10 protein-coding genes are annotated in these 15,486 nt (G+C 43.8%); 3 read left to right on the top strand and 7 right to left on the bottom strand.

The features are described from left to right. Positions 1-38 precede the first annotated feature (38 nt). Positions 39-1,493, bottom strand: a complete 1,455-nt coding sequence (gene gnd, locus QUA77_RS15800) for a decarboxylating NADP(+)-dependent phosphogluconate dehydrogenase (protein WP_333451064.1) — start codon at positions 1,491-1,493, stop codon at positions 39-41. Between the two features lie 293 nt (positions 1,494-1,786). Here gnd and QUA77_RS15795 point away from each other — a divergent pair, with 293 nt between their 5' ends. Next, complete coding sequence (locus QUA77_RS15795; protein ID WP_333038816.1) at positions 1,787-2,209, top strand: hypothetical protein; 423 nt, start codon at positions 1,787-1,789, stop codon at positions 2,207-2,209. 129 nt (positions 2,210-2,338) lie between these two features. On the opposite strand, the gene QUA77_RS15790 is transcribed toward QUA77_RS15795, so the two are convergent. From QUA77_RS15790 to QUA77_RS15765, 6 genes are all read right to left on the bottom strand, one after another. Further along, on the bottom strand, positions 2,339-2,935 hold the full coding sequence (locus QUA77_RS15790) for a Uma2 family endonuclease (protein WP_015176293.1): 597 nt from the start codon (positions 2,933-2,935) through the stop codon (positions 2,339-2,341). A 474-nt stretch (positions 2,936-3,409) separates the two neighbouring features. Then, positions 3,410-5,275: an ABC transporter ATP-binding protein gene (locus QUA77_RS15785; protein ID WP_333451062.1), complete on the bottom strand. Its 1,866-nt coding sequence runs from the start codon at positions 5,273-5,275 to the stop codon at positions 3,410-3,412. A 222-nt stretch (positions 5,276-5,497) separates the two neighbouring features. Further along, positions 5,498-9,613 carry a WD40 domain-containing protein gene (locus QUA77_RS15780; protein WP_333038813.1) on the bottom strand — a complete coding sequence of 1,372 codons (4,116 nt, stop codon included), beginning with the start codon at positions 9,611-9,613 and terminating at the stop codon, positions 5,498-5,500. A gap of 229 nt (positions 9,614-9,842) precedes the next feature. After that, on the bottom strand, positions 9,843-10,451 hold the full coding sequence (locus QUA77_RS15775) for a Uma2 family endonuclease (RefSeq protein ID WP_333038811.1): 609 nt from the start codon (positions 10,449-10,451) through the stop codon (positions 9,843-9,845). Continuing rightward, positions 10,451-10,576, bottom strand: coding sequence for a hypothetical protein (locus QUA77_RS15770; protein WP_333038808.1), 126 nt, complete (start codon positions 10,574-10,576; stop codon positions 10,451-10,453). The genes QUA77_RS15775 and QUA77_RS15770 overlap by 1 nt, the downstream gene beginning before the upstream one ends. 19 nt (positions 10,577-10,595) lie before the next feature. Beyond that, positions 10,596-12,932 (bottom strand): glycoside hydrolase family 31 protein, encoded by a 2,337-nt coding sequence (locus QUA77_RS15765; protein ID WP_333451059.1) that lies wholly within the window; start codon positions 12,930-12,932, stop codon positions 10,596-10,598. 357 nt (positions 12,933-13,289) lie between these two features. Between QUA77_RS15765 and QUA77_RS15760 the strand changes: the two genes are divergently transcribed. Continuing rightward, a complete protein-coding gene (locus tag QUA77_RS15760; RefSeq protein ID WP_333038805.1) occupies positions 13,290-13,439 on the top strand; it encodes a hypothetical protein in 150 nt (49 codons plus the stop codon). 222 nt (positions 13,440-13,661) lie between these two features. After that, the gene (locus tag QUA77_RS15755; RefSeq protein ID WP_333038803.1) at positions 13,662-15,266 is read left to right on the top strand and encodes an alkaline phosphatase D family protein; all 1,605 of its coding nucleotides are present in this window, start codon (positions 13,662-13,664) and stop codon (positions 15,264-15,266) included. Positions 15,267-15,486: the final 220 nt, after the last annotated feature.

Below are 15,486 nucleotides of genomic sequence, written 5' to 3'. Positions count from 1 at the left end.
TTTGTAAGGTGCGCCGAAACGCACCCTACAAAAATTAATTAATCGGTAGTACCAGTTTGCAGCGATTCTTTAGCAGTCTGCGTCCACTCTGAGTGGAAGAATTCACCGCGCGGTTTGTCGGTGCGCTCGTAGGTGTGAGCCCCAAAATAATCACGCTGAGCTTGCGTGAGGTTTTGCGGCAATCTTTCGCGGCGGTAGCTGTCGAAATAGTCCAGCGAGGCGCTAAATGCTGGCACTGCAATCCCCAGTTTGCAAGCAGTAGCTAACACGTCTCGCCAAGCCGATTGGCGATCGAGAATGCTCTGTTTGAACTCCGGCGCTAACAGCAAATTCGGCAGCGTGGGGTCGTCCTTGAAAGCTGTTTTAATCTTGTCTAAAAAGCCAGCCCGAATAATACAGCCACCTTTCCAAATTCGGGAAATTTCGCTCAAACTCAAGTCGTAATTGTACGACTTCGACGCCGCGCTCAACAGCGCCATGCCTTGAGCGTAGGAGCAAATTTTCGAGCAGTAAAGCGCATCCCGAACTTTGTTCACAAACTCTTTAGTATCGCCTTCGTACTTGCCACTAGGTCCCGTCAGTTCTTGGGAAGCTTTAACGCGCTCGTCTTTGTAAGAAGACATGATTCTCGCATTCACAGCAGCGATAATTGTGGGAATGCTCACGCCCAATTCCAAAGCACTCATAACAGTCCAGCGGCCGGTGCCTTTTTGACCGGCTGCGTCCATAATTACCTCAACTAAGGGTTGCTTAGTTTCCGGGTCGTTGTACTTGAAAATATTAGCCGTAATTTCAATCAAAAACGAGTTGAGTTCGTCTGTGGTATTCCATTCGGCAAAAACTTCCTGCAATTGCTGGCCGTTCAATCCACCAACGTTTTTGAGCAAATCGTAGGCTTCAGCAATGAGCTGCATATCCCCGTACTCAATACCGTTGTGAACCATCTTCACGTAGTGGCCGGCACCCCCAGGGCCGATGAATGTGACGCAGGGGCCGTCATCTACTTGAGCCGCAATTTTGGTGAGAATTGGCTCTAGTAGACCGTAAGCAGTGCGGGTGCCGCCGGGCATTAAGCTAGCACCATTCAGCGCGCCTTCTTCGCCGCCGCTGATGCCCATGCCGACAAATCCCAGCCCCATCGATTCTAAATCTTTGGTGCGGCGTTCGGTGTCGTCGTATAGCGAGTTGCCGCCGTCAATAATCATGTCGCCCGGTGACAGCATGGGTTTGAGCTGGTCGATGACCGCATCTACGGGTTTGCCAGCTTGCACCATCACTAAGATTCGGCGCGGGGTTTCTAGGGCATCGACGAATTCTGTCAGAGTCTTGGTGCCTACAATGTTCTTGCCGGGGGCGCGTAGGGCCATGAAGTCGTCGGTTTTGGCTGCTGTGCGGTTGTATACAGCCACGGAGAAGCCTCTGCTTTCGACGTTGAGCGCGAGGTTCTCGCCCATCACTGCTAGACCGATTAAACCAAAATTTTGCTTTGTCATGCTAATAACCCGCTTGTTGTTCCCGCTTGAGGATTGATTTGCGAGAGAGGAAAGCGAGGCGGGGTGTAGCGCTTTCCGGTGGACTAAAAGTATTGGACAATAGACCTAGGAGGTTTAGGTTTATTTTTATATTCTCAGAATTGCTGTTTGGTAAATCAGTAGGGTTTTTTTAAGATTTAAGGGATATTAATGACGCGGGCAGGTGATGATAAGGCAGGTATTATGTCGATCGCGGTAACGGTAGATACAAACAAGCGGACATTTTGAGGAAAATTGAGGAGACTGTTTTAACTATGGAAGATTTGCAGTATCTCGCGGCCTGGGTGAAGGAGCAACACGCTCGCGAGTATATTTTGACTTGGCTGCTGAGTCAACAGGGTCTGTGGTGGTCTGATGGGGATATTTATCAGGCCGTTTTGCAAAAGTCGGGAAAGCTTTTGAAAGCTTATGTTCAAAAAAGGCAAGCGGGAGAGTTATTTGAGGGAATTTCTGAGAAGTTGGGAGGAGATGATAATTGGGATGATTTGGCGGCGAGTTTGGCGCGGATTGTTGCGGTTTATCAAGAGGAATTATCGCATTTGCAAGAGCGCGATCGCAAGGGGGATGGGGTAAAAAAAAATTTGATTAGCCAACCGTTGACTGGAGATCCTTTGCCGCTTTTGGAGGTGCAGCAAGCTTTGCCCGATCCTTATGCGGATACGTTGACGGGGAGATAATTGCTCATCATTTTTGTGGATGGAGGCTCATCTCAGAAACCGGGTTTCTTCCCTTATTTCTCGTACTCAACCCAAATTGTCGCAGAAACCCGGTTTCTCGCCACTTGGGCGACAGTTCTGGATCTAGATTCAAGGATTGAGAATAGGTGTAAGATCTAGAAGAAATCCGGGAAGTACATCTTCACCCGAAAGTGTAGGCGGTTGGTCAAAAGAGAAATTAATCACTTCTGCTACATCTTCAGACAACCGATAGATTTCTACTAAAGGCGTTTGGGGGTCAATTAGCCAACCTAAGCGACAGCCGTTAGTTCGATAATACCGCATTTTAGCCCGCAATGTTTCTAGCGAATCACTTTGCGATCGCAATTCAATTACAAAGTCCGGGCACAGGGGAGGAAATTTGCGCTTATCTTCTGCGGATAATGCTTCCCAACGTTCTAGGAGTACCCAAGCAGCATCAGGGGAACGCTTCGCACCGTTGGGTAATTGAAAGACTGTGGAAGAGTCAAAGACTTTTCCCAATCGAGTCTGACGATTCCACAAATTTAGGTCTGTAGTCAAATCGGAATTTCTGATGCCGCTTTCGCCGCCTGTTGGAGGCATAATAATTAGTTCTCCTTCGGGGGTTTGTTCTAATCGCCACTCTTCATTAGCGATGGACAATTGATAAAATTGTTCGTCGGTTAATGCGACGGCGGCAGGTAGGTTGAGAGTTATAGTTTCCATCGTTGATATTATCGCCAACTAGGTTTGTTTTATTATAACTCGCACTTTCTGACAATTTTCTCAAAAAGATCGCCGCTCAGAAACCGGGTTTCTTCCGATATTTCTCGTGAGAGGCGGAAAATTGTGGAAGAAACCCGGTTTCTCGCCACGCAGCTAATCCCAGGAACCGGGCTTCTTCCGATATTTCTCGTACGAGGCCGAAAATGGTCGCAGAAACTCGGTTTCTCGCCACCTAACGAGAGAAATTAGATGGCAAATCCGCGATAATTTATCACAATCACCTGCGCCAAATTCCCCACGCTAACCCACAAGTCCGCCGGGGGTTGAAAACCCCCGTCTCATAGCAAAAGTCCTCTCAAAGAGGACTGAAAGACACATTTTTGAACAAGCATTGCAATATCTCCCCAGTCGGTTTCAACAGACTTTCGCTATGAGAGAGGGGGTTTTAACCCCTGGCGGACTGTTTGTTTAACTCTAAATATAACTGCTAGCTTGACGTGTGAACATCGCACAATAAATTCCGTTTGATGCGATCAATTCGTCGTGAGTTCCTATTTCTGCTATTTTACCGTTTTCCATGACGGCAATGCGATCAGCTATTTTTGCTAATCCCAATCTGTGACTGATGACTATGGTTGTTTTCCCGGCGGCAATTTGGCGGAAGATGCTGTAAATTTCGTGTTCTGTCTTGGGGTCGAGGGCGGCGGTTGGTTCGTCAAAAATGAGCACTTCGGCTGTAGAAAGCCGCATTAAGGCGCGGGCGATCGCAATTCTTTGCCACTGTCCCCCCGATAAGTCGATGCCGTCTTCTAATTGTTTCCCCAACGGTGTCTCTAAACCTTGCTCTAAGCTGTTGACTTTTGCGCTAATCCCTGCTTCGGAAATAGCTTCGTTAATTGCGGTGTCATCCGACAGGGAAAGCAAGTCGCCGAAACCGACGTTTTCGCGGACTGTGGAGGGGAAACGGGCGTAATCTTGCATGACTACGGCGATGCGCGATCGCACGTATGCTAGAGAGTACGATCGCAAATCTTTGCCGTTCCAGGCGATCGTACCACTTGTCGGGTCGTACAGGCGACCGAGGAGTTTACCAAGGGTGGTTTTACCCGCGCCATTTTCACCAACAAGCACTAGCATTTCACCCGGATTAATCGTTAAGTTGATATCTTCAACGGTGCTTTTATTGCTACCGGGATAGCAGAAAGATAAATCCTTAATCTCGATGCCAATTTTATCTTTTGTGGGGTGGGAATCTTGCCCGCCATCTGGTAAACTAGGCAGGCGAGATGCCACATCCACAAGCGGAGACTGCAATTCTGGTTGGAGTTCCAAAAGTTGAAAAATCGGGCTAACACCGAGAGAGATATCGTACAAATTAGCATAATTGCCTATAAGTAATTGCAAACTTTGCTCCACCTGAACAATCAAACCCGAATAAAGCGCCAAATCTCCCAAAGTATAGCGACCACCCAAAGCTCCAATTACCACATAAACAAATGGCAAAGCTACTCCGATTCTACTAAACACTGACCACAAAAGTAAAACAATTGCTCCTTTTTTTCGGATTTGCTGCATCTCGCTAAAAAACTGCAAAAACTGACCTTGCCAGCGTTTGAGCCAAAGTTCCTGCAACCCAAACAAACGCAATTCTTTAGCGTATTCTTCCCCCGTCAAGACTCTAGCGGATAAGTTCATTTCACGAGTTATTTTAGCTTGCTTTCTTTGAACTCTCCAGATGATTTTGCTATATTTTCTTTGGATGTAAATTGAGGGGCAGGATGAAATCAACATCAGCACTGGCACCCACCAAGCTATCGCAGCAGCAAGGCCTATCGATGGAATAAATATAAAAATTCCCGTGACTGTCATGCTGATGGTAAAGGCTAGTTGCTGTATTTTGAATACTCCCGTTTTGGCTAATTCTACTATATTTAATAGTTCGGGGTTTTCAAAGAGGGCAATATCGTCGAAATTGGCGACTTTTTCGATGACTTTTCCTTCGACAAAGCCTTGAACGCGATCGCGCAAAGATGTCGAGACAAAAGAGCCCATTGTGTCTAGGGCATCGCCGACTAACCTGAGACTTAAGACTCCGGCAATACTCCACAGCAATATTGGCCGGGAAAGCATTAAAGCAAAGGGCTGTGCTGTTTGGGTTTGCGATAGCAACCTAGATACTTCATCAATGATTAATTTATCTAAAAAAAGCACGGCCGATGGGGCAGCACCGCCGATGATGTTGAGTATTATTAAATTTCGGAGCTCTATTGGTGCGGCTTTGATTATCAGGCCCAGGCTGCGCCACAAAGCTTGGAATGTGGTAATTTGGATGGCTTGCATAGTTTGTGGGTAGGTGTCGGGTCTACTCATCCCCCGACGGTATATTATAACAGTATTTATTAACTGTTTGCCAAGCATTTAAAATTAAATACCTTAGTTAGTTTACTCTGTGAATTATGGTATTCTATTCATCAATTAATTTTTCATTACTCCATTAGATACTCGAAAAAGTTCCTAGCATCCATCTAATTTAAATAATAATCATCATTATCGAGTATATCATTAAATAGTATAACCATCGAGTACATCATTAATACTATAACCATCGTAGTAAAAAAGCTGGCTTCTGTAAAACCACTTCTCGATTTTATTCGGAATATTATCGCAATCAAAATACTTGTCCTGAAAATAATTACCTCTTATATCGATATCATTCTCATAAATATATTCAGCAAAATAATACTTATAAAAAAAATTATCTTTGAAGACATCATCATCAAAATCATCATCAAAATCATCATCAAAGTCATCATCAAAATCATCATCAAAATCATCATCAAAATCATCATCAAAATCATCATCTTGTTCATGATCCCGATCAACTGTCTCTGTAGGTGCAGGTGCAGGTGCAGGTGCAGGATTGGGTAGAAGTGTTAATGGTGGTAGTGTTAATTTCTGATCCTCAACTACATTTATGAATGTAGAATCATAAATCTCTCCAACAATGGCGGTTATTTTAACTTGACCGATACTTTTTCCAGCGATAAATTTACCATCTGAATTTATATTGCCACTTGTTGCACGCCAGATGATATTCCCAGGCACCATCACATCCCCTTGCTGATCAGATCCTTTAGCACGAAAAGTTAAATTCTGATTAGGCTTAAGTTGTACTTCTTTAGGGGACTTGCGTATAAATAAAATCCCAGCCATACAATTGTATTGTCGAAAGAGCAACCAAAGGATTGGTATAGTATTAAGCTGCAAGCCCCTAGGATAAATTTCTAATCGTCTCAATACAGGAACTACAATAACTTCAACAGAAGCACTAATCTTAGCTGCATTAATAAATAGTTGACCCGCAAAGTCGAGAATCCGAGCGACAATCTTAAAGATGTTTTTCTGTAACCACGCTTCTATATCAAAACCAAGGATATCAGTTTCTTCATTTGTAAAATCTGTTTCGGTATTTTCAGCTTGTTCTGTTTTTTCACCAGTATTAAAATTAGTGGTTAAAAAATCGATAGCAGACTTGACAATAAAATTACTTTGGGTAAAGTTAACAAATGAAAATACACGCTCTAAAAGCCTCATGTATATTCCCAAAGTTAAGAGTTTAGCCCTTACCCCAGATTCAGGTATTTCAGAAACATTAGCTCGTACATTAAATGTACCTTTAGCATTGTGACCAGCAGTAAAATTACCGTTTTGGTCAATTTTGCCACCTGTTGTTTCCCAAGATATTTTTCCAGTATCTATTCGATTGCCATATTGGTCTAAGCCTACTGCTGTAAATTTTTGGCATTCACCAGGCTTGAGCTTTACTACTTTTTGAGGATAAATCTCTAATCGTCTTAAAACTGGGAGCAACGTAACTGTAACTGATTGAGTAATTCCTTCGACTGTCGCATTAACCGTAACTTCACGCTTTTCATAACCTCCTATAAAAGTTCCATTGCCGTTAATTCTTCCCCCTTGAGTACATTGCCAATCTACTTGATTAACCTGTATTGGTTCATCTTGTTGATCAAATCCTATAACATCAAAAGTAAAATTTTCTTCGGGTTGAAGTGCTACTTCCTTGGGAAAAATAGAAAAGTCTATCAATACAGAAACTACTGTAATATCAGCAAAGGTACTGATATTGTGTTCCGTGGAAGTAGCAGTTACTCTAAACTTACCTTTAGCATTTATGTCAGCTATAAAATTGCCATTTTGGTCAATCGTACCGCCTGTTGCTTTCCAAACTATCCTCCCAACTGCGATTTCACGATCCCACTCATCTAAACCATGAAGCTTGAATTGTTGATGCTGTCCAGGCTTTATTTCTACTTGGTTTGGTGAAATTACTAATGTCGTTAGTTTTGGTGGTTCAACTATCGTGACCTCAGCAGAAACGCTTATTTCTCCCAGAGTAGCAGTAACAGTTATTTCCTCCTCTTGATAACTAGCGCGGAACATTCCATTATTCAGAATTGACCCACCCGTTGTACTCCAGGTTATTTGTCCAATATTTATGTTGTCACCATACTGATCCTCACCTTTTACTCGAAACTGAAAACTCTGCCCAAACTCTAATTGAGATGTTGAGGATGTAATAATTAGTTCTGCTAGCTTCGGAGGTTCAATAATCGTAATTGGGATAACTCGACGAATAGAACGGACTGAAGCGATAATTTCAAAATTTCCTTGCTTGCTTCCAGCTATAAAATTGCCATTTTGGTTAATTGTTCCACCTCCGCTACTTGCTGACCAAGTAATTTTCCCAGTTTGTATGTTGTTATCATACTGATCTAAGCCCTTAACTTGAAAGTGAAAGCTCTGACCAAACTCTAATTGAGGTATTGAAGATATAATAATTAGTTCTGCTAGTCTCGGAGGTTCAATAATCGTAATTGGAATAACTCGACGAATTGAACTAACTGAAGCTATGATTTCAAATTTACCTTGCTTGCTTCCAGCTATAAAATTGCCATTTTGGTCAATGCTTCCACCTCCGCTTACTTCCCATAATACAGTTTCCTGCATGGGATTTCTGCGTTGATCTAAAACTTGTGCTGTGAATTGTTGCGTTTTACCAAACTCTAAAGTAATACTAGAGGGAGCAAAAGAAATATCAGTGATTCTAGGAGGCTGAATAATAGTAATTGTGACAGAAGTCTCAAAAATGCCTATCTTTGCTTTAACTTCAAATCTTCCTTCTCTTTGACCTGCGGTAAATAAACCCTGTTCGATTTTACCACCAGTAGTTTCCCATGTAATATCTTGAGCGTTAAAGTTCATCTCTCGATTATTCTGATCTAAAACTTTAACAATAAAATGCTGCTCTTGACCACAAAAGAGTGCTTGGAAAGTTTCATAAATAACAATTTTGCTTAGTTTAGGATAAGAACATCCCTTAATAGCATGAAGTGGTTTTCCGGTTTCTGCCTCCAACAATGTTACCCAATCTTTACCTGCAACAGCCAGAGTTTTTCCATTAGAGGTAATTGCTACAGAGCTAATAAAACCAGACTCTTCTGGTAAATTATAGATGATTTTATTATAATTATCTCGTAAATCAAATATTTTAATGTTTTGGGAAAAGCCTACTACAAGTATATTTTGATTGACATGATAAGCTAGAGAATTAATTGATTGATTGTGAGAGTAAGTATTGGTATCTTCTAAATTTAGAAGAGGTAACGTAGACAAATCTTTATTATCTAATGCGCCAACAATAACTCTACCTAAAACCCAAGCCCCTACAGCTATAGGCCCTCCTAATGAAAATCCCGCTACCGTAGCTGCTACATCTACTAAACCTTTCCCCAAAACTGAAGCTGATTGATTTGAAGACACTGCTTCTGTTTTGGATTGCCAAAATTTGATAACCCCATCACGACTTCCACTAATTAAGGTTGTGTTGCCTGAAGTAATACTTAAAGATTGAATCCAATCCGAATGCCCTTCAATACTGCCTATGAGTTGACCGCTATCTAAATTCCATAATGTAATTTTATTATTAGTGCTTCCACAAGCGATGACTTTTCCATCATGGCTAATACATAAGCTCAAAACACAAAATAGTTCCTTTTCATTTTTTATGGTTTTACTTAGCTTACCTGTATTTAGCTCCCATATTTTGATGGTTTTATCTGCGCTACCGCTAACAATTTTGCCGTTAGCAGCGATAGCAACAGCAGTAATCCAACTAGAATGACCATTGAGCGTCCGAATAATCTGCCCTGTTTTTAAATTCCATACCTTAATAGTTTTATCTGCACCTCCGCTAACTAATATACTTCCACCCGGACTAATAGCCACAGACAAAACCCAATGCGAATGTCCTTCAATACTACGAATCAGTGCCCCTGTTTGCAAATCCCATACCCAAATTTTTTTCCAACTCCCTCCTACTAAAATAGTATTGCCTGGACTTATTGCTAGACAAGTAATAACATCTGTTGGGCAAGTTGTTAAGTTTTCTGGTGTATTTGCCCTCAAATAAGAATTATCACCACGAAAAACTCTGTAGGCAAATTGTTTAACTCTGTCTGATTCATCTTTGATAGACTGTTCAATCAATAGTTCTAAACCTTGTTGACCATAATTGAGAGTCTCTGATAAAGCAGCAAGTCTTTCTTGCTCACTTGGACTAGATAACTGCTTCTTAACTTCTTCAATTCTTGTAGACATTATATTTCTCTCCCAATCATTAAATTTCTGATTTTTGGGCAGCCACAAGCAACAAATTAGCTAGGTGATAGAGGGTTCTCCCGTAAATGTGGTGATAATAAAAGTTCATCTAAGTTATTTATGTAGATTATACCAGATGCTCGGTTAATCATTGTAAATGATGATGACATAATTTCTATTTCTTTATCCTCACGCCCAGGTTGGTTGAAAATTTATCAGTGCATTACACTTACCCACCGTTAAAAATTTGCTTTGCGGTCAAATTCAACTCTGGAAACACTGCCGATTCAACCCTTTCATCTCCTCGAAACAGCTTAATTTGATACTCACCATCTACTAACTGATAAACCGATAAAGTAGGCTGTTTCGGAGAACCAATATAACGGCTACCACCTAAACCCAAATAATCTACAATCCAATATTCAAAAATGCCTAATGCTTCATAATCAATCATTTTGTGGCCATAATCATCCCGCCAATTTGTGCTGACAACTTCAACAACTAATTTGACGGAATTTCCCTGAGTAATAACTGATTCTCTTTCCCATCGAGACTCATTGGCTGCTACGGCTTGTTTATCTAATACAATTACATCGGGATCGTAGCCAGAGTTATCGCTAAATTTAATTGTACATTCCTTGGGAATAAAGTAAGGAATCTGTAGTCGCCTGATTTCTAACCCAAACTCGATCGCCTGAAAACCTGCGCTGGCTGAATGTTTACCAGTTGGATTTGGCATTTCAACAATAACTCCGTTATGTAATTCATAATGTCCGTTTTCTGGCTTTCCTTCCAGAAAATCATCAAAAGTTATTAACTTGGATATTGTTTGAGTCATCAGAAAGCCTCTTTAGTGATAGGTACATGAATAATTATATTTTTAGCTTGATCGAGGGATGCGATCGCCCTTTCCATCTCAAACTCTGCCAGATCGAGCGATCGCCCTGAATGCCACCATAGCATAAACCGCTTTATGCCAAAATTATCCAAATGTCAAACGCCGCACCGTACCGTCATCTGTAAATCGCTGTTCGCCAACTCCAACAACTTCCACAATAACTTCGCGTTCAGAAATCGAAAATTGACCCTCGCGCGCGGCAATTTCAACGATGATTTTTTCCCCTGCCAAATACACCTTGTAATTAGTCGTTGCCCAGACACCTTGTTCGTGTTCAAAACTGTCTCCGTCGTCCTCATAAAGCGTCCATTCACCGCTTCCGGGCCAAATTCGCATTTTTAATGACTCAAGCGGTTCTTCGCTGACAAATTGCCTCACAGGTTCCATCGCAATTATGCCCCCACCCCGCACGTAAAGCGGCATTCTCTCCAAAGGTGCATAAGCTAAAATGTGCGTCGGGCCCTGATAGCATTCGCCCGTCCACCAATCGTACCAAGTCCCCTCCGGGAAATAAACGGCGCGATGCTCAACTCCCGGCCGGTAAACGGGTGCAGCCATCAGCGACGGGCCGAGCAATACTTGATCGTAAAGATGATAAGTTGCCCGATCGCGCGGAAATTGATATAGTAACGGTCGCAAAATCGGTGTTCCCGTCGTCGCAGCTTCCCAAAACAAGGTGTAAATGTAAGGCAACAACTGATAGCGCAAATTCATGTATTCGCGGCAAATCTTCTCAGTGCGATCGCCAAAAACCCACGGTTCGTGTTGGGCCGTATTTATCGCCGAATGACCGCGCATCAAGGGATACAGCATTCCCACCTGCATCCACCGCGCGAACAATTCAGCGGTTGCATTCTCCGCAAAACCCCCGATGTCGCAACCGACAAACGCCACGCCGGAAAGCCCCATATTGCAAAGCATCGGTAGCGACATTTCTAAGTATTCCCACTGCGATAGATTGTCGCCCATCCATACCGACGAGTAACGCTGAATGCCCGCAAAACCCGATCGCGTCAGCACAAAAGATCGCTCGCCCGATCGCACTTTTTGCAACCCTTCCGAACAAGCTTTCGCCATCATCAACCCATACAAATTGTGCGTTTCCGCGTGGGTTGCGCCCTCGGATTCCGGGCCTTGCGGTGCATCCAGCGGAAACCAGACGTGTTGGTGGCCGTCGCCAAAAGGCCGTTCTGCGATCGAAGGTTCGTTCATGTCGTTCCAAATCCCCGCAACGCCCATCTCTGTAAGGTTTTTGTGCAATTCGCCCCACCACTGGCGCACCTCTGGCCGCAGGAAGTCTGGAAACACCGCTTTTTCGGGCCAAACGTAACCGTGGAATAGCCTTCCCTCTGCGGTGCGGACGAAATAGTCATTTTCCACACCCCGATCGAATACTTCATAATCTCCTTCCGGTTCGTACTTGACACCGGGATCGACAATCGTGACAACCTTAAAACCGGCTGCTTTCAAGTCTGCGAGAAGTTTCGCGGGATCGGGGAAACGCTTCGGGCTCCAGGTAAAAACGCGGTAGCCGTTCATATAGTCGATATCGAGGTGGATGACATCGCAGGGAATGGCGCGATCGCGAAATTCCTTCGCCAACTCCCGCACAACCTCCTCGGATTCGTAACTCCAGCGGCATTGGTGGTATCCCAGCGCCCATTTTGGCGGAAGCGGCATCCGGCCGGTTAACTGCGTGTAGGTGGCGATAATTTGGGCGGGTTCCGGGCCGTAAATGATGTAGTAATCGAGTTCCGGGCCTCTGGTTTCCATCCGCAAAACCCCCGGTTGTTGGGCGCCGATGTCGAACTGACTCCAAAATGTAGTGTTGAAAAAGAGGCCGTAAGCGCGATCGGGATTCAGGGCGATGTAAAATGGGATCGCCTGGTACATTTCATCGCTGAGGGAATTGTAGTCAAGCGCGTCTATTGTCCAGTTTGTCTTGACTTCGGAGAGTTTGTCGAGAAAGCCGGTGCGTTCGCCAAAACCGTAGAAGTGTTCGTCTGCTTCGATGCGTTTCCAGCCTGCGGTTGCGCCGGTGCGCCATCCCATACTGGGATCGCAGTCGCTAGCAAAGGGTTTTCCCGATTTGTCCAAGCATTCGATGGAAGTGCGATCGCGCTTGACTGAAATTGTTATTTGTGATGTTTCAATTTCTATTTTTTCCTCTGTTTCTCGCACTTCAAATGGTATAATTTCCCACTCTTCGTCAGGGACAGTTATTGAGTGCGATCGGCTTTTGAATTCACCTGTCGGGGACATTCGCACTCTGATTAAATTCGGCGCGAGGATACTGAGGTTTAGGGAAGTTTCGCCGCAATTAAAGTGAAGGGTGCGATCGGTTTTCTTTATGGACTCTACCGAGCCTATTGTTGACCAAGGCTGTTCTGTAATTTGGAGTTTTCCGAAGTATTGTGGCATAGACTCTGACTGAAAATATTATCGATTTTGCTTTCATGAGTTAAGGGTTGTCATCTGGCAAAAGGCTGAACTACAACGATCGATCTCATGCACCAAAACCTCAATATCTCTAATCTGTCCGATCCACCGCCTGATTAACCCGATCGCCTGAGAGTATTGTAAAGGTGAGAGCTAAAGAATCTAAAATAAATGTTACCTAAGTTTATTAAACCTTTAACTTATGCCTCTCACAGAATTTTTATCCCTCCTCAAATAGTTATCTCACTCCGATAAACTGTTGCTACTAAATTTCGTGGTAGCCGAATTATTGAATAATGAATCAGGTTTAATCCCATTAAACTGTTGCTACTAAATTTCGTGGTAGCCGAATTATTGAATAATGAATCAGGTTTAATCCCATTGGATGTTCAGAACAAAATAGATACTCAAGGTTTATATGATTCTTTTGAAGCTGCTGCTGGTTTAGCAAAAGCACTAGCAGAGGAAAAAGCGAAGACACTTGGTTAATATGGTGCTTTGGTAGTCTAGATGCTTGCTTTTTCAGCGACCGCCTGCTACCTTTATTTTGGGTCCACTAAAACTTGATTGAAAACCTGTTTTTGTCTGTGGGATTTGTTTTACTCCTCACAGTTCGGGGCGTCTCAGAAACAGCGGTGAATTTGCTGATTGTTGCGTACATCACAAATTAGCAGAAGTACAGTCTCGGTATTTTTAAAGATGAGGGTAGCCATGAAACGTAAAAAACAAGACCAACTCAGCCGCCGCCAGTTTCTACTCGGTTCGGCAATTGCAGGTAGCGGTATTATTGCCGCAAACCTGCGATCGCAATCAGGATTAGCACAATCTTCTGCACCGGCAATTATCACCTCGGAGCGGATGCGCCCCAGCATTCCATACGGTGTTGCTAGCGGTGATATTACCGGCAACAGTGCGGTGATTTGGAGTCGGTGCGATCGCTCCTCCCGGATGATAGTCGAATATGACACCGCCGACTCCTTCGGCAACGTGCAGCGCATCATCGGCCCAGCAGCGTTGGAAACTAGCGATTACACGGCGCGTATTAACCTGATTGACCTACCAGCCGACCGGCAAATATTCTACCGAGTCAGCTTCCAGAATTTAGCCGATCCAAACATCTACAGCGTCCCCGTTACAGGCAGTTTCCGCACACCTCCAAACAGCAAGCGCGACATCTTTTTTGCCTGGTCTGGAGACACCGCCGGACAGGGTTGGGGTATCAATTCTGAATGGGGCGGCATGAAAATCTATGAAACTATCAGGCAGCTTAAGCCAGACTTCTTCATTCATTCTGGCGATTACATCTATGCCGATAATCCGATTAAATCTGAGGTAAAACTTGACGACGGTAGCATCTGGAAAAACATCACAACAGAAGAAAAGTCAAAAGTAGCTGAAACCTTAACAGAGTTTCGCGGAAATTACATCTACAACCTGCTAGACAATAACATCCGGCGCTTCAACGCCGAAGTGCCTCAGCTAGTTCAGTGGGATGACCACGAAACTACAAACAACTGGTATCCCGGCGAGATGCTAATGAGCGATGACCGCTACAAAGTCAAAAGCAGTTCTTTACTGGCAGCGCGAGGCAAGCAAGCATTTATGGAGTATACGCCGATCCGCTTCGATGCCAACGACCCAGAACGGATTTACCGTTCGTTCAATTACGGTTCTTCCCTGGAAATTTTTATGCTGGATATGCGTAGCTACCGAGGAATAAACACTACCAACCGTCAGACAGCAGCAAGTGAAGAAACGGCGTTTTTGGGTAATGCCCAAGTTAGCTGGTTAAAGAACAAATTGCAGAATTCAAAGGCAAGGTGGAAAGTAATTGCTAGCGATATGCCAGTCGGATTGGTGATTGAAGATGGCAAAAACAGCGGCAAATTTGAAAACCTCGCCAATGGAGATGGCCCTGCATTAGGACGCGAACTCGAACTTGCTCAATTGTTGCGCTTTATCCAGCAAAACAATATCCAAAATGTCGTTTGGCTGACGGCTGACGTGCATTATGCTGCCGCGCACTACTACGATCCAGGTCAAGCTCAATTCACTGATTTTAAACCTTTTTGGGAGTTTGTTGCCGGGCCGCTTCACGCTGGAACTTACGGACCAAACAAGCTTGACAATACTTTTGGCCCCCTAGTTAAGTTCCAAAGTTTGCCGCCGGGAGAATTAGAAAATCTACCTCCTACAAAAGGTTTTCAGTTCTTTGGTACGGTTAAAATTAATGGCGACAGTCAGGTGATGACTGTGGCGCTGCACAACCTTGAAGGCAAAATTCTCTACAGCGTGGACTTGCCGCCGGAGGTTTAAAACAGCTTCAAGGGCCTGGACAAGTCGATCGGCAAAATTACAAAATGTACGAGTAATATCAAGTTCTATCATCTGCGATCGATCGGGGAGTAGTAACGCGCTCAAAGCCATATCTACTTACCGATAGAAAATAATATTCTCAATAGACATCTCCAAAATAGTAACAATTCGTGATAAGATCCCATCCTCAAGCTTTTTTGACACAGAAACATGAGCGACA

This window comes from Microcoleus sp. K5-D4 (genome assembly GCF_036704575.1).
Classification (GTDB): Bacteria; Cyanobacteriota; Cyanobacteriia; order Cyanobacteriales; family Microcoleaceae; genus Microcoleus.
This window is presented reverse-complemented; position numbering and strand designations above follow the sequence as displayed.